Origin of the sequence: Devriesea agamarum (assembly GCF_900070355.1) — a bacterium.
Classification (GTDB): domain Bacteria; phylum Actinomycetota; class Actinomycetes; order Actinomycetales; family Dermabacteraceae; genus Devriesea; species Devriesea agamarum.
Genome location: NZ_LN849456.1, coordinates 2,310,178 through 2,329,891, shown reverse-complemented (window position 1 = coordinate 2,329,891; position 19,714 = coordinate 2,310,178). Strand labels below are relative to the sequence as shown.

Annotated in this window: 15 protein-coding genes; 9 read left to right on the top strand and 6 right to left on the bottom strand. The window is 59.7% G+C overall.

Features of this window, described 5'->3' with window-relative positions:
- Positions 1-75: 75 nt before the first annotated feature.
- The 9 genes from BN1724_RS09830 (at position 76) to BN1724_RS09790 (ending at position 9,794) form a co-directional block, all read left to right on the top strand.
- Positions 76-273 (top strand): hypothetical protein, encoded by a 198-nt coding sequence (locus BN1724_RS09830; protein WP_058235216.1) that lies wholly within the window; start codon positions 76-78, stop codon positions 271-273.
- Positions 270-656, top strand: coding sequence for a TadE family protein (locus BN1724_RS09825; RefSeq protein ID WP_058235215.1), 387 nt, complete (start codon positions 270-272; stop codon positions 654-656). The genes BN1724_RS09830 and BN1724_RS09825 overlap by 4 nt, the downstream gene beginning before the upstream one ends.
- Positions 653-1,246, top strand: a complete 594-nt coding sequence (locus tag BN1724_RS09820) for a TadE/TadG family type IV pilus assembly protein (protein ID WP_084252964.1) — start codon at positions 653-655, stop codon at positions 1,244-1,246. The genes BN1724_RS09825 and BN1724_RS09820 overlap by 4 nt, the downstream gene beginning before the upstream one ends.
- Positions 1,243-1,848: a pilus assembly protein TadG-related protein gene (locus tag BN1724_RS13500; protein ID WP_331709457.1), complete on the top strand. Its 606-nt coding sequence runs from the start codon at positions 1,243-1,245 to the stop codon at positions 1,846-1,848. Before BN1724_RS09820 ends, BN1724_RS13500 begins: the two co-directional genes overlap by 4 nt.
- A gap of 2 nt (positions 1,849-1,850) precedes the next feature.
- Positions 1,851-5,717 carry a LysM peptidoglycan-binding domain-containing protein gene (locus BN1724_RS09810; RefSeq protein ID WP_058235212.1) on the top strand — a complete coding sequence of 1,289 codons (3,867 nt, stop codon included), beginning with the start codon at positions 1,851-1,853 and terminating at the stop codon, positions 5,715-5,717.
- Positions 5,714-6,274, top strand: a complete 561-nt coding sequence (locus BN1724_RS09805; protein ID WP_058235211.1) for a hypothetical protein — start codon at positions 5,714-5,716, stop codon at positions 6,272-6,274. Before BN1724_RS09810 ends, BN1724_RS09805 begins: the two co-directional genes overlap by 4 nt.
- A gap of 80 nt (positions 6,275-6,354) precedes the next feature.
- Entirely contained in the window at positions 6,355-7,095 is a 741-nt protein-coding gene (locus BN1724_RS13445; protein WP_058235210.1) for a hypothetical protein, read from the top strand.
- A 160-nt stretch (positions 7,096-7,255) separates the two neighbouring features.
- Entirely contained in the window at positions 7,256-7,735 is a 480-nt protein-coding gene (locus tag BN1724_RS09795; protein WP_058235209.1) for a prepilin peptidase, read from the top strand.
- A gap of 550 nt (positions 7,736-8,285) precedes the next feature.
- Complete coding sequence (locus BN1724_RS09790; protein ID WP_084252962.1) at positions 8,286-9,794, top strand: DHA2 family efflux MFS transporter permease subunit; 1,509 nt, start codon at positions 8,286-8,288, stop codon at positions 9,792-9,794.
- 744 nt (positions 9,795-10,538) lie between these two features.
- On the opposite strand, the gene BN1724_RS12970 is transcribed toward BN1724_RS09790, so the two are convergent.
- The 6 genes from BN1724_RS12970 to BN1724_RS09765 form a co-directional block, all read right to left on the bottom strand.
- Positions 10,539-10,964: a hypothetical protein gene (locus tag BN1724_RS12970; RefSeq protein ID WP_157085855.1), complete on the bottom strand. Its 426-nt coding sequence runs from the start codon at positions 10,962-10,964 to the stop codon at positions 10,539-10,541.
- A 1,095-nt stretch (positions 10,965-12,059) separates the two neighbouring features.
- Complete coding sequence (locus BN1724_RS09785) at positions 12,060-12,626, bottom strand: RHS repeat-associated core domain-containing protein (RefSeq protein WP_157085854.1); 567 nt, start codon at positions 12,624-12,626, stop codon at positions 12,060-12,062.
- A 30-nt stretch (positions 12,627-12,656) separates the two neighbouring features.
- Complete coding sequence (locus BN1724_RS12675; RefSeq protein ID WP_172797111.1) at positions 12,657-13,004, bottom strand: RHS repeat domain-containing protein; 348 nt, start codon at positions 13,002-13,004, stop codon at positions 12,657-12,659.
- 197 nt (positions 13,005-13,201) lie between these two features.
- Positions 13,202-16,027 carry a hypothetical protein gene (locus BN1724_RS09775; RefSeq protein ID WP_084252959.1) on the bottom strand — a complete coding sequence of 942 codons (2,826 nt, stop codon included), beginning with the start codon at positions 16,025-16,027 and terminating at the stop codon, positions 13,202-13,204.
- A gap of 90 nt (positions 16,028-16,117) precedes the next feature.
- The gene (metE, locus tag BN1724_RS09770; protein WP_058235205.1) at positions 16,118-18,511 is read right to left on the bottom strand and encodes a 5-methyltetrahydropteroyltriglutamate--homocysteine S-methyltransferase; all 2,394 of its coding nucleotides are present in this window, start codon (positions 18,509-18,511) and stop codon (positions 16,118-16,120) included.
- Between the two features lie 161 nt (positions 18,512-18,672).
- Positions 18,673-19,620 (bottom strand): methylenetetrahydrofolate reductase, encoded by a 948-nt coding sequence (locus BN1724_RS09765; RefSeq protein WP_067635273.1) that lies wholly within the window; start codon positions 19,618-19,620, stop codon positions 18,673-18,675.
- Positions 19,621-19,714: the final 94 nt, after the last annotated feature.

The following is a 19,714-nucleotide window of genomic DNA, read 5'->3' as shown; positions in this document are numbered from 1 at the left end:
AGCCAACCCGCCACCTACTTAGCCGCCTGAACCTCACCAGCTAACTCACCTGACAACTCTCGAAAGGTATCTGTTATGACCGCGCTACTCAGCACCATCTCATTTCTCACCGGGCTCATCCAGGTCCACTTCCACAAAGCCCGTACCTCTCGTTCGCTCGGAACCTCAACTGTCGAGTACGTGCTGATGGCCGTGGTCGGAGTCGCACTCGCCTTCGTGGTTCTTACCGGGATCAAAGCGTTCATCGAGACCAAAATGGCCGAGCTCAAATGACATCGCGTCGATACTCCTGGCTGAGTCGCGGAAACGCCACCGAAGCTGCCATCACTCTGCCCGCTGCCCTCGGCTTAATTCTGCTGGTCGTGCACTGCGGTTTCTGGTTTTCTGCCCGAACCACCGCGATGTATGCGGCGCACGACGGATCGATGTCTGCCGCACTGCATGAGTCTCCCGAACCGTCCGGTGTCGCCGTCACCCGCGAGGTGCTCCGCGCCGAAGACAACGGCATTTTGCGCGACTACACCGTGACCAGCCGTCGGAACCCCACGAGTGTCAGCGTCACAGTCACCGGCCATGCTCTGTCGTTGATCCCCGGTCTGGAGCTACCGCTGATCACACAAACCTCAACCTCTCCGATTGAGGAGTTCACACCATGATCCCCGCGACGTGCACCCCGGCACTACCAAGGTCGTCGTTGGGGATGCGGCGGCTAGGATGCGGGCCATCCGGCACAGCTCAAAACCGTGGGCCATCCGGCACGGCGCGAGGATGCGAATCGACAGCGGCGCCGGTGCACCAAAGCACGGCATACACCTCGTTGGTGCGACAGTGCGAACGCGGATCCTCCAGTGTTGAACTCGCGGTTTTAGCCCCGGTGCTCCTTCTCATTCTTGGGCTGGTTCTCGTCGGCGGCCGCCTCGCAATGGCACGTCAAGCAGTTGACTCCTCTGCCTGGTCAGCAGTCCGCAGCGCCACCCTCGCCTTAAATGCCAGCGAGGCAAGCGCACACACTCGCGCCCTGTTCACCCGGGAGCTGCGGGCTCAGAACCTCTCATGTGCATCAGTGCGCGTGGACATCGACCCAACTGCGTTCACCTCGCCGCCGGGAACCATCGCAGCCGTGCGATCCACCGTGACCTGCGATCTCAAGCTCGACCAGGTCTTTCACCTCCCTGGGCTGCCTGGCCACACCGAGGTCACCGTCACCACTGTGTCCCCGCTGGACCGATACCGGGAGAGGTCATGAACGCACCACTACATGCCAGTCATTCTTGGGCTCAAGCTGGTGTCTGCACCCCACCTCGCACGACGTCCCCTCCCCAATGCCATGCCGCAGTGTGGTCCCGTATTTGGAAAGCGCGACGTAGCAGGATCTGGCGGGGTGAACGCGGTCTAAGGGTGTGCGAACCACGTATCTGCAGGCGTGCACGCACCACCGCGGCCCGCGACCGCGGTGAGATTTCGCCACTAACAGCGGTCCTAGTCATTGCATTAGTCCTGGTCGCAGGGCTGATGGTTGACGGCGGAGCCAAAATGACAGCCGGCTCCGAAGCAGCATCCATCTCCCAGCAAGCAGCCCGCAGCGGCGCTCAGTACTTGGCTGCCCTTCCTATCGCATCCGGAAGGCCACCCGCTTTAAGCACTCCGGCCGCCATGGAATCGGCCACGCGTTTCCTGCACCAGGCCGGTGCCACCGGCGCCGTGGACATGGTCGACGGACACACCATACGCGTGAGCGTCACCGTCCATAGACCCACCGTCTTTCTCGCAATGATCGGCATCCAGGACGTCTCGGCCACCCGCACCGCCCAGATCGACCTTCTCGCCACACCGCCCGGGGAGGGATAACCATGACAACCTCAGCCCGAACCACTGTCCCCGCCGTAACCGCGCACCCGAGGTTTTCTGTCGTGAAAGCCGCCAAGGCCCTGGTCGCCCTGGGCATATTGGGGGTGCTCGTCGGCGGAATCCCCTCCGCGCTTGTGCTGTGTTACGGCAACCCCTTCCCATCCCGTCTGCCAACGCTGGATGAGTTCTCAACGCTGGCGACCTCGACGAACACCCTTAATATCGCTCTGGGCGCTGTGGTGTGGATCGGATGGATCGCCTGGGGCACGTTCGTGGTCTCCGTCGGACTCGACCTGGTCGCCAGAGCCAAAGGGGTACGTATTCCCCACATCCGCGCGCTGACGGTGCAGCAGGGTGCCGCCACTTTGCTGATTACCGCTGTGATCAGTGGTTTTGGAGCTCCCGTTCTTCTGCGCGGGGCCAGCATAGCCCTCTCCGACAGCTCCCCGGTACCCGACCGCGTGGCATCCGCGCCACTCGCCTCCGGGACGTCCGAGGCGCAAACAATGGCGACTGCGGCCACCGCCCCCGGAGGACATCTGGTCGGCCCGTATCCGGGCGCATCTCTTACGGAGTCTTATCAATCGGTCTCAGCGGCCTACCAGCCATCCGTGGCTAATAAGCCGCCCAATGCGGATGCCGAGCCACCCAGTACGGATATCCAGCCACCCAGTACGGATGTCCAGCCACCCACTGTGGATGTCCAGCCACCCGCCCACGATCAGCAATCCACATCGCCTGCCTATGCCGCGGCCACCAGAGACGCGCAGGCCGAAAAGCTACAGCGCCAACGTTCGGAGATCGTCTCCCATCTTGGGGGTGATCACGACTCTCCGACCCAGAGTGTCACCGTCCGATCAGGGGATACCCTGTGGTCGCTTGCGAACACCCACCTCGGTAATGGGAGCCGGTGGCGGGAGATCTCCGAGCTGAACAGCGGAGTCACCCAGCCAGACGGCGACGCTCTGGAACCGGGCCCCAACGCCTGGCTTACTCCGGGATGGACCCTGCGCCTACCCGCCGCTCAACCGGTCGTGGTGACCGTCGGACCTCATGACACACTGTCCGGTTACGCCAAAAAGTACTACGGGGACGCACACCGCTGGCATCAGATTTTCACCGCGAATGCTGGAGTGCGCCAGTTTGACGGGCGTGCGCTCAGCGACCCGAATCTCATCGTCGACGGATGGACGTTGACCATTCCGAACACCACCCCCGATGCAGCGACTAAATCGGTGCATCGGCCCGACGCGCCGGGTCAACAACCGTACGCTTCGCCTCGTACTCCGCACCGATTGGAACCCCGACCGCATCCTCCGCACGCTGGGCGGGATAGTGCACAAACCCAAAGCGATCCGCACGGTCCGGCGGCTGTTGCTCAGCAGACAGCTAAACCGCCGCACCCACTGAGCGCACCAGCTCCCGTGGACCCGGACGCTCCCGTCGATACCCGCGGACGCGCTGACACCACCGAACAAAGCACATCGGCTGACGCCGCCAGACCAGCCGCACCAGCTAGCCCCGTCAGCCCAGCCGAAAGACCCTCCGAAGACGCACAGGGCAGCGGATCTGCCGGCACTGCCCCCTTCAGCGGAACCGCCGCGTCAATCGACACTTCCGGCCCCGCCAACAGCACGACCAGACCTACCGACAACGCTGCCGGCATCACCAACAAAGCCGGGCCTGCCAACACAACCGGACCCACCAACAACGCTGCCGGCCCCACCTATAACGCTGCCGAACCTCACGACGAGTCGTCTCTATGGTCGAGCCTCGGCACATCTGCCCCCTGGGGCGGGCTCGGGGTGATCGCTGCAACCAGCATTATCGGGCTCCTCGCCGCCCGCCGCCTGCGTGCTCAGCGCCAACGCAGTGCCCGCGAGGCTATACCGGGTCTGATCCAGCGCCTTGCCGAGGATGAACGGCATCTGATCCGTCGAACCAACCCCGAACTGACCACACGCATCAGCAGGGCTGTACGAAAGGTAGTAGCCGTCAACGCGGACATGCGCGGGTACCTACCCGATCTGGTTTTCATGAGGTGCACCGAGGAGTATCTCGAGTTTCGCTTTGCTTCCGCGGCGGTTCTCCCGGCCCCCTTTGAACCCACCTCGGAGGGGTCGTGCTGGCGACTCCCCGCAGCATTCCCATTGGGTGATGACCTGGACTCACCAGCTCCTTTCCCCTATCCCCTCTTGCTTCCACTGGGTGAAGACCACGGTGAACCTTTTCTGGTGAACCTGGAACATCTCGCCAATCTCGGTGTCACTGCGCGCGATGGCGATGCCCGGTCGGTGCTGCGGGCAATGATTTTGTTTTGCGCCACCAGTCCGTGGGCATCTGATCTGCTGATCACCGTCATAGGACTAGGCGAGGATATCGATCGAGCGTTTGATCCAGGGCAGGTTCATTGCACACCGGATGTGCCTTCACGGTGTCGTGAGCTGGAGCACAAGCTCGTGCGTCGGCGCAGCGCGTTGGCTCAGCACGGTTATTCCAGTGCATCCAGAGCCAGACTCGACGGCGTCACTAATGAGCTGTGGCCACCCGAGCTCGTCGTGATCGGGCCTGATCTCTCCGCGACCGACCGTCAGCGCCTGATCAACCTGATTCGGGCTTTTCCCGATCTGGTGAGCACCGTGATCGTCACCGACAACAACAACCGCCTCGATCACCATAGTGAAGCCCTATCCGACGATCATTTACCCTCGCCGTGGACGCTGAATATTTACTCTGATCAAGCGGCCATTTTGGACCCGATTGCGGTGAGCGTCGTACCTCATTGTGTATGCGAGGAGGACGCCTCCCATCTTCTCGATGCCCTCGCCGCGTCGTCGGTGACCGAACGAGCTGCGGATGCCACCGCGCTCAGACCACTGCCCGTTGTAGACGACCGTCCGACATTGATCTCACCGCAGGCGCCAGCATCGGCGCGACCGCCACACCCGCACGCCAAAGCCGACACCGGCACTAGCACCAACACCAACACCAACACCAACAGCTATACCCCCGGAATCAGCGGCAGCCCCATCCAGGTTCTTGCCCTGCCTAAGCGAAGCGAGCAGCTTCTCAGGGCCGAGGACCTTCACGATAGGCCCAGCCACCCGCCGACCGCTCCATTTCTGAGATGTTACGGAACGCCTGCCGTTCAGAACGCGCGCGGAGCGGTCGATCCAGCAGCTATGGCCGAAACCGTCGAGGTCGCAATCTACCTCCACCTGTTCCCAGACGCTCCCTGCACCGAGCTGTGTGCTGACCTGTGGCCCGGCCAAACCGTGACGCGAAGCGCGCGGATGAGAGCACTATCCCAAGTGCGCCGATGGTTTGGCATGAACGATGACGGGCACGCCTATCTTGACCTCCCCGATAGTGACACCGCCCCAGTTCACTTCAGCGAGGACGTGACCAGCGACTGGGCCCGTCTTCACCGCATTGCAAATATCCGCGGCGAAGTCCCCGCGGAACATCTGGCCGACGCACTTCGTCTTGTCCGTGGACAGCCGTGCGCGTGGGACGGTGCAGGCAGATACGCCTGGGCCGCACCCGCCCGTGCCGTCATGATTCAAGATGCGGCAGATATCGCGCATGAACTCGCGCAGCGAGCACTCGATGTCGGCGATACCACCACCGCATTGTGGGCCGTTGAGCACGGTCTGCGCACCGACCCGCTCATCGAAATGCTCTGGCAGCTTAGGCTCCTCGCCACCCGAGATAACCCGGAGTTGCATCGCCATCACGCCGAGGAACTTCTCGCATCCGCCACACAGCACAACTTTGAGCTCTCCGCGGCAACCAAACGTCTTACCCACCAAGTTGGCCGCAGACGTCGAATGACACCCCCACCACATCACAGTAAGGACACGCTATGACCTCCGTTATGCGTCGCACCGCCACCCTCACCTTGGCTCTGCTCAGCCTCGCCCTGACCACGGCCTGCGCCTCACACACCCCACCACCCACCCCAACCCACACCACAACAGCCTCTCCCACCCCAAAACCCATCGCACAACAAAACCCCAAAGAACGCGTCCAAAACTTCTTCAATGCCGCCGACCAAGCCGCCGCCCACGGCTGGAAAGACCTCCGCTACAACCACGAATTCCTCGTTCCTGACGTCGCCGCTAAAAGCGAAGAAGGAGATAAGGACAACGCAGCCACCGGAGCCATCATCACCGGGCCACGACACCTCACCGACTGGACCACCATCAACACCACCAGCACCACCTCCATCATCGAATTCTGCAACAACATCCGCGACCAAAAAGCCAGCAAAGACGGTCACCCCGTGAAGATCAAAAACCTCGGCATCGGGGAATGGGTCGGACGATTTACGCTCACTCGCCGAGACGATAAATCCCCCTGGATGATCAAAGAAATGGGCTACTACCCGGAAGGTACAACATGCGCGCAACACTTCGGAAAATAATTACCACCTTAATAACGTGTGGATCTGTCCTAGCAATCTATCCGGCAACAGCTAGAGCGGATCACAACGAATCGATCGAGGTGAATAACTACGGCGGGCAGTACAAAGGTTCGGTCACGGTCCGCGCCACGGAAACCACGACCACCACGCCCACCGCTAACACCAGTGGCCACCCCCACGCCAGCGCCGTGCCCGCCACACCACCCACCACAACCCTCACCCCCACCACCCAGGGCTACACCATCCACTTCCCCCACACCAACCTCACCGCCACCATCAACGCCCCACACCCCACCACACCAACCACACCCACACCCAACACACCACCCCACACACCCACCACCATCACCACCACCATCCTCAACACCATGCACCTCCAACCACCCACCCTCCACTCCACCCCCGACAACCCCCACACCCCCGGAGCCGTCGGCCTTCCCGTCTGGTTCTGGACCACACCCAACCCCCACACCACCGGACCCCTCACCATCACCGCCACCACCCCCAACCACACCACCACCATCACCGCCACCGCCCACCTCACCCACCTCACCATCACCACCGGCGATAACACCACCCTCACCTGCACCACCACAACCCCCTACCCCGGACACGGCACCAACCCCTCCCCCACCTGCGGACACACCTACACCCACACCAGCACCCACCAACCCCACCACACCTACACCATCACCACCACCGCCCACTGGACCATCACCTGGACCACCCCCACCCAACACGGCACCATCCCCCTCACCCTCACCACCACCAAACAACTCCTCATCACCCAATACACCACCCTCGCCACACCCCTCACCTAAACCACCCCACCCACCAACACCAACACCAACACCAACACCAACCAGCAAACACCACCCACAGCCACCAACCGACGTCATACACCGCCCGCGCAGCGATGCCCTCAAAGGCAAAGGCCCCCGGTGAAAGCCAGAACCGGCATGCAACATTTCAACGAAACTGGTGAGCACATTGTTTCTTACTCAACCTGAACTATGGCCCGCTCTAGCGGCATTCATCATCATCGGATTCCGCCTTACTGTATCCGACTGGAAATATCATCGACTGCCATTCACTTGGAACATTGCCCTCATAGTCGCGGGCGCACTTTTGCTCAGTTTTGCTTCGCTTCACGACAGCGCCATGCATATTATTTATGCCTTAATCACGGCTGGAACAGTGTTCGTACTGTTCAATATCCTGTTCGCAATATCGCGAGGTAACCTCGGTTTTGGGGATGTTATTTTAACCGGGGGTCTTTCGCTATATACCGGTTACATTTCGCTCACAGCAACTTTCCTCGCCCTATGGTGCGGCAGCCTCATCACACTTGGCGTTGCTATAGGGCAGAAACGAAGACACCGCGAATCAACGCAATTCGTTGCCTACGGTCCCGGCCTGATCATCGCCACCTGCGCCGTCTTAGTTATTCCCGGACTTTAAGTCTCTCGCACCGGGTCGGGTGGCGTCCGCGAGCCACCCAAACAGCTAGCGGCCGACAATGGGGCCCATCCGCCACCTCCGCGCACCCAACCGGATGCCTACACATCGTGGTCACACACACATCGGAAAATCTCTCGCCTACCGCCACAAACTTCCGTACCCTATTCCGGTGATCGACGATTCCCCATCCAACTCAGTGGTCTATCCCCCAACGAGTCATCGCCCAAAAGACTCCCTACCGCAACGGCCCTGTGCCGGGGCAGCCCCTCACGCTGGTAGCTTCCAGCGGCATGAACGCTTCTGAACGGACACAAGTCTGCCTACGCATACCTGAGCCGATGACTAGGTCGCGCCTCCCCTGCTAGGGGTATTCCACCGACCCTTTGCCCGGCGCCCTTGTGCGGCGACGGCACCCGCAGACATGTCAGCACAACCACTCCAGGTGTAGCCCAGACCCACCCCCGGGTACAAACCTGGACACAAACACCGACACCGACACCGACACAGACACCAAGCACACCTTCCGAAAGAACAACCGGCTACTCACCAGATGCAAAACACCACTCAACCCCGCGCACACCGGCTCGTCATCGCGATACTGATGGTGAGCACCTTCGTTGTCATCCTCAACGAGACCATCCTGTCCGTTGCCCTCAACCACCTGATGCACGATCTGGACGTGGATGCGGTGACCGTCCAATGGCTGGCGACCGCGTTCATGCTAACCATGGCGGTTATCATCCCGATCACGGGATTTCTTCTGCAAAGGTTTCCGACGCGACAGGTGTTCATGCTCGCCATGAGTCTTTTCAGTCTTGGCACGCTGGTTTGCGCGATTGCACCGTCGTTTTCACCGCTCCTGTTCGGACGGATAGTGCAAGCCAGCGGCACAGCCGTCATGATGCCGCTTTTGATGACCACGGTGATGGATCTGGTCCCGGCTGACCATCGGGGCCGGGTGATGGGGAACATTTCCGTGGTGATCTCCGTGGCCCCTGCGATTGGGCCGACGATGTCCGGGCTGATTCTTCGATTTTTACCGTGGCGGTTTTTGTTCCTGGCGGTGCTTCCCATCGCTATAGCGATGTTGATCGTGGGGCTGCGGCGTATCGAGAACGTCTCCCAGACCAGGCATCAACGTATTGATGTCGTCTCCATTGTGTTATCGGCGCTGGGTTTTGGGGGCCTGGTGTTTGGTTTGACCTCACTCGGTGGTGGGCACGAAACATCAGGCAGCGCAGAGACCGTATCCGGTGCCGGGTCTGGCCTTGCGTCCGCCGCAATTCCGGCAGCTGTTGGGGCGGTTGCGTTCGTACTGTTCATTATCAGGCAGCTACAGCTGCAAAAGCATGACCGGGCACTGCTGGATTTGCGGACGTTCACTCGGCACACGTTCTCGTTCGCCACCGCAACATTGATGCTCGCTATGGCGGCCCTGTTCGGGATCGTAATTTTACTGCCGATTTATCTGCAATCATCGCTGGGCCTGGACACATTGCAGGTGGGTCTGATGCTGCTTCCGGGTGGTCTGCTCATGGGATTGCTGGCACCCAGCGTCGGACGTCTTTACGATCGGATCGGTGCTCGGCCGTTGCTGATCCCCGGATGCGGCCTGGTCATGGCCGTGCTGTGGGGCTTTTCGATGATCAGTGCAACCACGCCTTGGTGGGGCATTCTGGTCGGGCATTTGGTGTTGAGTTTCGGGCTCGGTCTGACCTTCACACCTCTGTTTTCTACCGCGCTCGGGTCCCTTCCACCGCACCTTTACAGTCATGGCTCTGCCACGGTGGGCACGGCCCAGCAGGTGGCGGCAGCTGCCGGTACCGCTCTGTTCGTCACCGTGATGTCTACCCGCAGCGCGGCGCTTATCGCCGATGGGGCTGCGGCGGCTCAGGCGGTGGCACATGGCGCGGCTACGGCTTTCACATTCGGCGCCGTGTTGATGACGGGGGCGTTGGTGTGCACGCTTTGGGTGCGTAAAACCGAGGCCCAGGCAGAGGTCGCGGACGACGCGGATACGGGAGAGGATGTATTGAGCAGGTCTGAGGGTCTTCCCTAACCCGAGTCGCCTGCGTATGGCATAGACCCGCTCGGTGCTGGGAACCAGGTTTAGACCCGCACGGGCCGGGTGCGGGTTAGGGTGCGGAGTGTGATGGCGCAGGGTAAGGAGCGCGGGAGGCTGAGCTAGCTAGCAGCTCGGGTTTACGTCGGGGATAGCATGCGGTGATATCCGAAGCACCCACGAAGCCACTATTTAGTTGCGTTATTCCACGAGACGATAAGACTGTGCATACGGGACAGCCTTGGGCATCGTCGTCAGCATAACGACCTGGGGCTACCAGCGAACGCAAAAATGTATTCATGTTCGGAGATACAGGTGTCCGTCTCCTCGTACTGGATTCTAAGGTCCACGCTACTGGTAATAGATATTTATCCATGGTTTTTATTGTGTACGCCTACACTCACAAGCGTCACGGATCCCCTGCCTCCAGCGGAGCGTTCCTCGCCCCTGAACAGGAACTATGCCACTATATCGCTGCTGAATACCCAAATACCCAAACATCCTCTTTAGGAAAACCCGTCACAATAAAAGCTACCACCGCACACCCGCCGCCTAGCATCAGCCAATGCTTGCAGCTTCTCGCAGTAGCTTCGTAGTTTTCGTCCGATTGCGCGTGGTCATGCGCAATCTTTTACCGATATCCAAGACTTTGCATAAACGCTCATGCTAGGCCACCGGTGCACCTTTACCCGCCATTGAGCCTCCATACGGTGGAGTTCATATCCTTATACATGTAAATATTTAAGCATCATTAGCCAAACGATATGATTGCACCGACGGAATCCCATTGGGAAAACTTTTCATGATAACTCTAGAAAACCAGCCAATTTCAAAAATATATTCATGCCCCACCTTAAATGATCTTGCCAGCTTATCCCTATTGCTGTCATTAACACCCCAGGAATATATGATTCGACCGCACTCCTTCGTGTATATGACTACCCCAGGCGAGCCTATACTATTTTTACTTCCCCCCTTATTTTTAATATATGTTGACGTTGATTTCACTTCGCAAAGCCACTCCTGAATGCCCAGCGTATCTAAGTAAGGACTCGCAAGAAACGTAGCATCAAAAACTAAACACAAGAACAAAAAGATAAACGTTAACCAAGTTTTAACGGCATCCCACCACGTCCGCTTATTTTTCGGTCGACTACACACGGCCATGCACGCTCCTCACTCTACTCGGATTCTTAATGTAAATACTTTACACAAAAATACACAGGACTGATATTTTGAATTACCATCACCGGCATCTGCGGTACGATCTTTATGGCGTCAATTTATCACAAGATAAGACTGCGGCGAAGGAATGTTCCGACATCATGTTCATCCAAATAATTCGAGAAAACTAGCATATGTCAAATAAATATTCCCGTTCAGGTAAGATTGCTTCGTAACTTCCTCCTTATACTTTTATATTTAAACCTTTACCGATTGCTATCGGCCCACAGTTTTTGGCCTATACTGAGTACTGGTAAAGGCGGTTGATCCTTCATCAGTAGCTACGACACGTGAGTGCCGTGAGCCGAAATTACTTCACATTACTATTGTTTAATGTCAACCTTATCAGAAAATAGATTGAAAAGAAAAAGAATGATAATAGCAAACAGTGATAGTACAGTGCCGTGCAGCAGCCGATCTTTATTCTCTCCTGCCGTGATCTAGCACTCTTCGCTAGACTGCGTTTGACCATGCATACTCCTCATTCGCACCGAAGCCCTCGCGTGAAGACCCGAAGTTGGGCCACCACCGCCATTAGCTGCCCCTTCAATTATTGCTTCTAATACTGCTTTGGCTTCTGAAGCACCTGGTTCTAGAAGAACATTCGCCATGGAAGTCGCCGCCCCAATCGTCCGATCAGCAAACTGTTCGTCGAGAATACCCGCAACATTCCTTGGGGCAGCATGCCGCGCAATTTTAGATACGACCTTATTTAACTCCGGATGTTCGGTTGCTACACGCGCCCCATAAGCCGGACCGGCTTTACCAGCCACAAAAGAGCCCGCACCACTGACCACAAAACCCCGTCCCGCGGCACTCGCATACCCTTGAAGGCTGTGATCAGCGTTAGGATCAAGCGCTGTCGCGGCGACGTTACCCGCCGCCCCACCAAAGCCATTAGCAAGGGACCCACGCACCACACTGCTACGCAAAAGGCTTCACAATCCGACTCCCACGTCCAGCTATGCCTGCAACCTTGCCCAACACTGTCGCACCACCACTCACCGCACCAGCAACAGCATCCTTACCAACCTGGCCCTAGTCAACCTCACCGGCAACGGCTTTTTGCGAAATAACGCATGCACCCGCAGAGGTCATAGCTCCCAATACAGCCCCGATGATCACCACGCCTATTGGACCGCCGAAACCGGTACACATCAACGCCACGCCCGCTATAACGAGTGCGGTGCCAGCGAAGCATTCCCAATGACCCCGACTGGACCGGTCAAACTCCTTCAGCTCCGCATCCGTTAACGGGCGCAGCCCCGTCGGGTCCACCATATTTAACGGGTTGTTCCCCGCGTACGAGTACGGGTTTCCTGCCCAGTCTGATCCGAGGATGGGTTCTAACGGATCCATCGACAAAAAGCCACGCGTTGTCGGGTCATAGGCCCGGGCATCCATCCACTCCAAGCCACCAATCGATAGACCACCCGTGCCCACACCCGGAACCGAGAGCACCTGACTCTCCCCAACACCCATTAGTGTCGGGTAGGGGCTGGCGGTATCCCACCACACCGGGGTGCTGCCGATCACGGCGAGCTCACCCACAGCATCAACCCGCACCCGACACTCACGAAGGGCCGTCCCCTCCGCATCACGCATAGTCACAGTGTTCAGATAGCTACGGGTATCTCACCCATACTCCCTCACCACCCCATCCGAACCGGTCTCCCGGACCCGTCGTCCGAGCCCATCACACACAAACCGCGCCGAGGACACATCCGGATACATAACCGCGGTGAGCTGCCCCGCGGAGTCATAGGTATAGGTTCGGGTCCCCTCCGGACCAGTCTCACGGATCAGCCGACCACCTGAGTCATGCACCCACGATCGCAACCCCACAGCATCCACCGGGCTATCAACCTGGAAAGCATCACAACCCGTGTTATCAGCCAGAGTCACCACACCACTTACACACCCCAAGGTCGTCACATCCTCCCCAACCCACCACACCCTCCCGCATTCAGTTAGAGCCCGCACACACCGGTCCACCCCACTCGCATGTTCCCACCCACACGGGGCACAGTCCCGTTTCACCCATCCACACACCCGAGACGACCCTTCAACCACAAGAATTGAGCCCGGCCCATGACGGAGGAAAGTATCCTCTCGTCGCGGCCGAGCTCAATCGTTAATCGCTCACATGGACAACAATGATTTCAGAATCCAGACAGATCTCAGTAGTCGGAGTACTTAATCTGGAGGCTCTTGCTGTCCGGTGCTATCGTCACATCTCCAGCAACAGTGAAAGTGCTATCTTGCTTCTCTTGCGTTTGAGTCCCGTCAAACCCAGTTCTCTGATAGCTGAAGGTGGCTTTCCCTCGACCTGACGAGTAGTCGGTGCTGAAATGCCAACGACCATTACGGTAGTCATCGACCTCAAGGGTCGGGTAGCTGACTATAGCCCACGAGCCTTTCTTTTCCTGATTTTCACCAAAGTAAACATATGCCTCCAAGGGGCAATCCACAGGATTAGTTTCAGTAGATTGAGCACATTTGTCGATCTTGGCTCGCACCTGTTTGTCGAGCTCTTTTTTCCCAGCTTCTGTCAGGGAGAACTTGAGATCTCTAGCCTCGACTGAAAAACCTTGCCCTAAGTAGTCGGCCGAGACCCAGGTTTTTGAGTTGCTCGACTCAAAAAGTTTTCCATCCGTAGGGATGCTCACCGTGTATTCTCCGGGAAATACCGGAAGCGACAGCGATCCGTCTTTAATTAACCCTTTCACATCGACAGCTTTCCCGTTCACGAGGATCTTCTGAGTCCCCTCGGGGACGGTGGCAGAAATACTTGGAATTTCCTGTCGGTCTAACGCCCAACGAGGAAACACTAACCATTCGGTTCCGGAGCGGCGCAGATTAAACTTCACCCACGCCGGCCTACCATCTTGCGTTACCTGAACATCCACGGTTGCGGTATCGCCCTTATCCTCGACCGTGGCGATCGTGTACCCGTCGATCTTCTTTTTAGCTGGACCGTAAACTTCATCAGTCAGAAGAACTTTTTTATCCTTCTCAACAAGCGGGTCAGCAATCTTCATCGCCTCCTCAACCCGCCCATCTTTGAGCGCGTCGAGGTACGACTCGACGGTGTGACGCGGCGAGAACATACTGCCCACCACATTGACCGTGATCAGCAGTGCGACCGCCACGACCAAGACTCCGCCACCGATCACACTGCCGAGGACGAGGCGCTTCTTGGCTTTCGGTGAGAGTGGCTTGCGTTCGGTCGTCGGGAGCACAGACGCGGTTGCGGTATTCCCCTGCGCACCGGACACCTGGGGGCCAAATGTCTGAGCACCGGGCGCCTGAGCGCCGGATATCGGCTGCTGAGCCGCCGGGGCAGCGCCCAGCTCAGGACCACCTGTACCGGGAACTCCGGCACCCGGACCGCCCGTGGCCGCAACACCGGCACCCGCAGGCACGGTTGCAGCAGCTGCCGCCACCAAAGCCGCTTCTGGACGCAGACGGCGCCCAATCCGACCGGGGATGATGCCCTGTGCCAAGGGGCCGAGCACGCGGGAGAGTCCTTCGATAATGGCGCCCAGCACAATGCCGAGCAGCGGGGTCCACACAGCCAAGCCGATCGACATGTTGAAGTTTGCAAGGCGACCCATGGAGGCATAACCAGAAATGCCACCAATCATCATCAGCAGAATCGAACCGACGAAGTACACCACGGGCAAAGCCGCCCACGACACCACGTTACCTACCGTGTCAGTCGGACGGGGCCGGTAGCGATCCCAGGCGATGGACATCAGCACAAGCAATGCCAGACCAATCAGGATCCACACCAGCCAGACGTACCAGGGCAGCATGCCGAACATCGACATGGAATCACTGATGCTGGTTTGGCCACCAAACATCAAGTTCGAGGAGCCTTCTCGCGAAACCGAGGACAGCATTCCAAGCCCCGCGACGAACGCAATGACCTGGCCCAACACCACCGGGACGATGAGCAAAACCGCGAGGAAGCCAAGTCCATCCCCCGCGAGGAGGGACGCCACGGTGATGCAGAGGAAACCCCACACGCCCGCGAGGATGACGAAAACCACCGTGTGGCCAATCGCGAGGCGAATAGCGGCCCACACATCGTGCAGGCGGATCCACCATACGGAATTCGGACGCACGCTGAAACGTCCGCATGCCAGCATCAGCGTCGTGATGATGAACGCGCCGAAGAAGCTGCGCGCCCCGGCACCATGGAAATCTCCCCCGGCAAAACCGGGCCCTGCCGGCACGTTGAACGCCGCCATAAAGGCGAACAGGACGACCACGATAGCCATCACCAGGCCGCTCAGGAGAGAGTGTGCCCAGATCCCGAGCGGGCTGGTGCTCGGCTGACGACGCTGAATAAAGCGTCCGCCCAGCACCATGATTCCCGCATTGATGAGGAGCAATAAGAAGGGCACCATCACCACGCCGGCTTGGGTCCCGTCCACGCTGTTGATGCCCACCTCACCGAAGAAGGCGAGCGCGATGAACTGGAATGCGGAGCGCACGACGAACCCGAAACCTGAGAAGGTTTCTTGAAGGCTGGAAAAGTCTGCGCCCCTCCGTGGCCCTGAGCTGGAGAATGCCATGGCGGTTAAGAAGAGCGCCATCACCCCCAGCCCAAAGGACACGATCAGGGTGACCAGATAGGAAATCCCGGTCACGGCCAGCGACGGAAGCGGGTTGGTGATACCGAGCCGGCTGAAATCCAATCCGGTATTCGCTGAGGGCGGGGTCATGCCCGGGTGCCCGCCGGGGGACTGCATGACGGCAGATCCCGGCGCACCGGCGGCAGGCATGTTACCAGGGCCCTGCGGACCAGCCGGTGGCCCCTGTGGTCCAGCCGGAGGAGTCGGCGGGACCGGGCCGCTGCCCTGGCCTGGGCCTCCTACTGGTGCGCGATGGGTTGGGGCCGGACCGCCAGCAGCGGGCGGAGGACCTGGCGGGGGTGACGCTTCACCCCCTTGGCCCTTCTTCGAGTGTTCGCCACCGTATTCATATGGCTCGGGCATCCTGGCTCCCCCTTCGGGACACTGCGGGAAATGGGATCGAGAAACCTCGGATCCGACTTCCGTGTCACAGTGTTTCCGAAGTTTCCGCCATTACCCTACACCGACCAACCCCGGGACAATGTGCTCGCGAACCTGGCGAGTAGCGGACACCAGATTAATGAGGCTTGCCTCCGTTTCCAGGTAGCCGCGGGTTTTCAAACCGCAGTCCGGGTTAACCCACAGTCGATCCGCGGGAACATGTCGCAGCGCTGAGCGAAGCAAATCACTTATTTCCTCAGCGGATGGCACCCGCGGGGAGTGAATGTCCCACACGCCTGGACCAATCCCACGGGCAAAGTCGCACGTATCCAGCGCACTGAGAATCTCCATTTTGGAGCGGGCAGATTCAATGCTGGTGACATCGGCATCGAGGGCGTCAATAGCATCGATCACCTCGCCGAACTCGCTGTAGCACAAATGGGTATGAATCTGCGTGGAATCTTGCGCCCCCGCCGTAGCGAGCCGGAACGAGCCGACAGACCAGCGCAGATACTCGCCCTGGTCGGCCCCGCGCAGTGGCAGCAGTTCGCGCAGCGCCGGTTCGTCGACCTGGATGATGCCGATACCGGCCGTTTCAAGATCTGCTATTTCATCCCGCAGTGCCAATGCCACCTGGTCTGCGGTCTCGCCGAGGGGTTGGTCGTCGCGCACGAAGGACCAGGCCAGGATCGTGACCGGACCGGTCAGCATGCCTTTAACCGGACGCGCGCTGAGCGACTGCGCGTACGCCGACCATTCCACGGTGATCGGCGCGGGCCGTGTGACATCTCCCCACAGGATGGATGGCCTGGTGCAGCGCGATCCGTAGCTTTGCACCCAGCCATGAATGGTGGTGGCAAAGCCATCTAGGTGTTCGGCGAAATACTGCACCATGTCGTTGCGTTCCGGCTCCCCATGCACCAGCACATCTAGTCCGATGGACTCCTGCACATCGATCACCCGACGGATTTCGTCCCTCATGATCCGGGTGTACTCGTCCTGAGTGATCCGCCCCGACCGCACACCGGAACGAGCTTGGCGCACGTCGCGGGTCTGCGGGAAGGAGCCAATTGTGGTCGTGGGCAGCAGAGGCAGCTGGTGGGTTTCACGCTGCACACCTGCCCGGTCGGCGTACGCGGTACGAGTGCGGTCGGCGTCGGTGAGCGCAGCCACTCGCGCCCTCACATCCTCGCGGCTAACTCCGTGACCGGTGCGCGCCACCGACTGTGGGCCATCAACCCGGCCGACAGTAATCGCCAAGCCGTCATGGGTGTGGCCTTGTGCCAGGGCGAGCACTTCCTGCACTTTCTGGTCGGCGAAGGCGAGTGCGCGCACCAGGTGGTCGGGCAGGCTGGTTTCCCGGGTGACGTCGTGGGGTACGTGCAGTAACGACGTGGAGGTGGAGACTGATACAGCGGACGCATCGCCGCCAACCTCAGTCACCAGCTCACCCAACGCAGCGAGTTTCGCGGCAGCGGTGCCAAGATCAGTGCGCCACACATTGTGTCCATCAACCACCCCGGCCACGAGCTGGGTCGAGCCGAGACCGGACAGGTCCTTCACCGATGGCAATGCGCCGCGGACGAGGTCAAGGTGCACGGCCTCCACCCCGGTGGCAAGCAGGGCCGGCAGCAGAGAGCCGAGGTCGCCGTAGGGAGTGGTCACAAACAGCGCCGGCCGGGAGGCGAGAGCAGCTAAACGTCCTTCAGCACGAGCGATGGCATCGGCGAGCTGGGTGGAATCAATTCGCTGATCGGCTACCAACCCCGGTTCATCCAGCTGCACCCACTGCGCTCCGGCGGCGCGCAGTTCGGACAGCAATTCGGCATATACCCCCACCAGATCATCCAAGCGATCCAGCGGATCAAAGCCCGCGGGTGCTCCCGGCTCAGGCTTCGCGAGCAGGAGGAATGTCACCGGTCCCACCAGCACTGGCCGCACAATGTCGCCGTCGGCAGCGGCTTCTCGCACCTGATCGATGAGTCGGCGCGATGCCAGTCGCAGCGCGGTGGAAGGCCCAATTTCAGGCACCAGGTAGTGATAGTTGGAGTCGAACCATTTGGTCATTTCCAACGGCACCTGGGTGGCGTGTCCGCGGGCAAGCGTGAAGTAATCATTGAGGTCGATCGGATGCGAGGGATGAGCAATGTTTCCAAACCGGGCAGAAATAGCACCGACAGTGACGGCCACATCAAGCACCTGGTCGTAAAAACTAAATGTGTCTGGACGGGCTGACGGCTCATCCAGTCCCAGTTCAGCTAGACGAATCCGGGTAGCAGCGCGGACACGACGGGCTTCGTCCTCTAATGCGGCCTGGTCGATGCTCCCAGCCCAATACGCTTCCTCGGCTTTTTTCAGCTCGCGGTCACGGCCTATCCGCGGATACCCGATGATGCTCGCAGCAGGGAAACGAGGTGGGGACGACAGCCGGTCGGCAGCGGTGGTGCGCAATGGGTTCGCGGGCATGGGTCCTCCAAGAGTGATGGTGTTGATGTCGAGGGGCGGGTGGATGAGTGAGGGTGAGTTGGGCGAGGGCCGCGGGTAGCGATCCACACGGCAGGACGATCCGGGATGGCAGAACAAGCCGAGGCGACAGGATTGACGGCGCAGGTGAAACGGTGGGCGGTCTACACGGCGAGCGCCGGAGCGCGATACCGGCTGAGGTCGAGCTGGTCGAGCACATCGAGCGCGTCGGCGTGCTCGTTAAACGTGAAGAGATGGATACCGGGTGCTCCGGCATCGAGCGCCGCCCGAGCCAGTTCCACCGTGGCGCGCACTCCGATCCTGCGGCGCTGCGCGTCACTGGTTGCCACCTCAAGCGCATGAAGATGCTGGTCAGGGCAGTGCACCCCGGACAGTTCTGCTAGGCGGGTGAGTCTGCGCACCGAGGTCATTGGCACGAAGCCGGGAATGATCGGAATGGTGACACCGGCACGGCGCGCCCTGCTGACCAAGTTGGTGTACTCCAACGGGTTGAAGAACACTTGTGTGATTGCGAAGTCAGCGCCGGAGCGTTCTTTGCTCAGGAGTACTTCCACGTCGTGGCGAAGCGATGGAGATTCGGGATGTTTCTGTGCGTACGCAGCAACTCCCACCGCGAGGCGCCCAGCCGCAAGAGCTGCGGTCTCTTCGCGTTCCACGCGGCGAATGAGTTCCACGAGGTAGCGGGCGAACGGAAACTCGTCCTCGTCAGGGCTGTAACCAGAAGGGGTGTCTCCGCGCAGGGCGAGAATGCCACGCACTCCGCGTCCAAGCAGGTCGCGCACAACCTGTTCTAACGCCTGCGGCGTCGATCCGACGCAGGTCAGATGCACCAGTGGCCGTAGCCGGGTGCGCCACAGCAGATGGTCGACCAGTTCAATCATCCGATTCAAATTGGTTCGGCCCGATGCGCAGGTGACCGACACATAGTCCGGGGCAGTGGCTTCCAGTTCGGCGACGGTGTGGCGAAGCTTGTCAAAACTCTGATCGCCGCGAGCAGGGAACAGCTCGTAGCTGACGGCCGGCCTGCGAACCCGGGATGGCCCGAGCGCGGGGGCTGTGGGCGGTGGTTGCGGTAAAGGATTGGGGCACATAACCGCGACGTTAATGAGGTGCTTGTGCACCCGTCATCGAACGCGGCGTTGGATGACTCTATATGACGGTGTGGGTCAGATGGACCGGCATTTC

Bases quoted from the DNA above. Each gene is read 5' to 3' on its own strand.
- BN1724_RS09830 (WP_058235216.1), top strand. From the start codon at position 76: ATGACCGCGCTACTCAGCACCATCTCATTTCTCACCGGGCTCATCCAG.
- BN1724_RS09825 (WP_058235215.1), top strand. From the start codon at position 270: ATGACATCGCGTCGATACTCCTGGCTGAGTCGCGGAAACGCCACCGAA.
- BN1724_RS09820 (WP_084252964.1), top strand. From the start codon at position 653: ATGATCCCCGCGACGTGCACCCCGGCACTACCAAGGTCGTCGTTGGGG.
- BN1724_RS13500 (WP_331709457.1), top strand. From the start codon at position 1,243: ATGAACGCACCACTACATGCCAGTCATTCTTGGGCTCAAGCTGGTGTC.
- BN1724_RS09810 (WP_058235212.1), top strand. From the start codon at position 1,851: ATGACAACCTCAGCCCGAACCACTGTCCCCGCCGTAACCGCGCACCCG.
- BN1724_RS09805 (WP_058235211.1), top strand. From the start codon at position 5,714: ATGACCTCCGTTATGCGTCGCACCGCCACCCTCACCTTGGCTCTGCTC.
- BN1724_RS09790 (WP_084252962.1), top strand. From the start codon at position 8,286: ATGCAAAACACCACTCAACCCCGCGCACACCGGCTCGTCATCGCGATA.
- BN1724_RS12970 (WP_157085855.1), bottom strand. From the start codon at position 10,964: ATGGCCGTGTGTAGTCGACCGAAAAATAAGCGGACGTGGTGGGATGCC.
- BN1724_RS09785 (WP_157085854.1), bottom strand. From the start codon at position 12,626: ATGCGTGATGCGGAGGGGACGGCCCTTCGTGAGTGTCGGGTGCGGGTT.
- BN1724_RS09775 (WP_084252959.1), bottom strand. From the start codon at position 16,027: ATGCCCGAGCCATATGAATACGGTGGCGAACACTCGAAGAAGGGCCAA.
- metE (WP_058235205.1), bottom strand. From the start codon at position 18,511: ATGCCCGCGAACCCATTGCGCACCACCGCTGCCGACCGGCTGTCGTCC.
- BN1724_RS09765 (WP_067635273.1), bottom strand. From the start codon at position 19,620: ATGTGCCCCAATCCTTTACCGCAACCACCGCCCACAGCCCCCGCGCTC.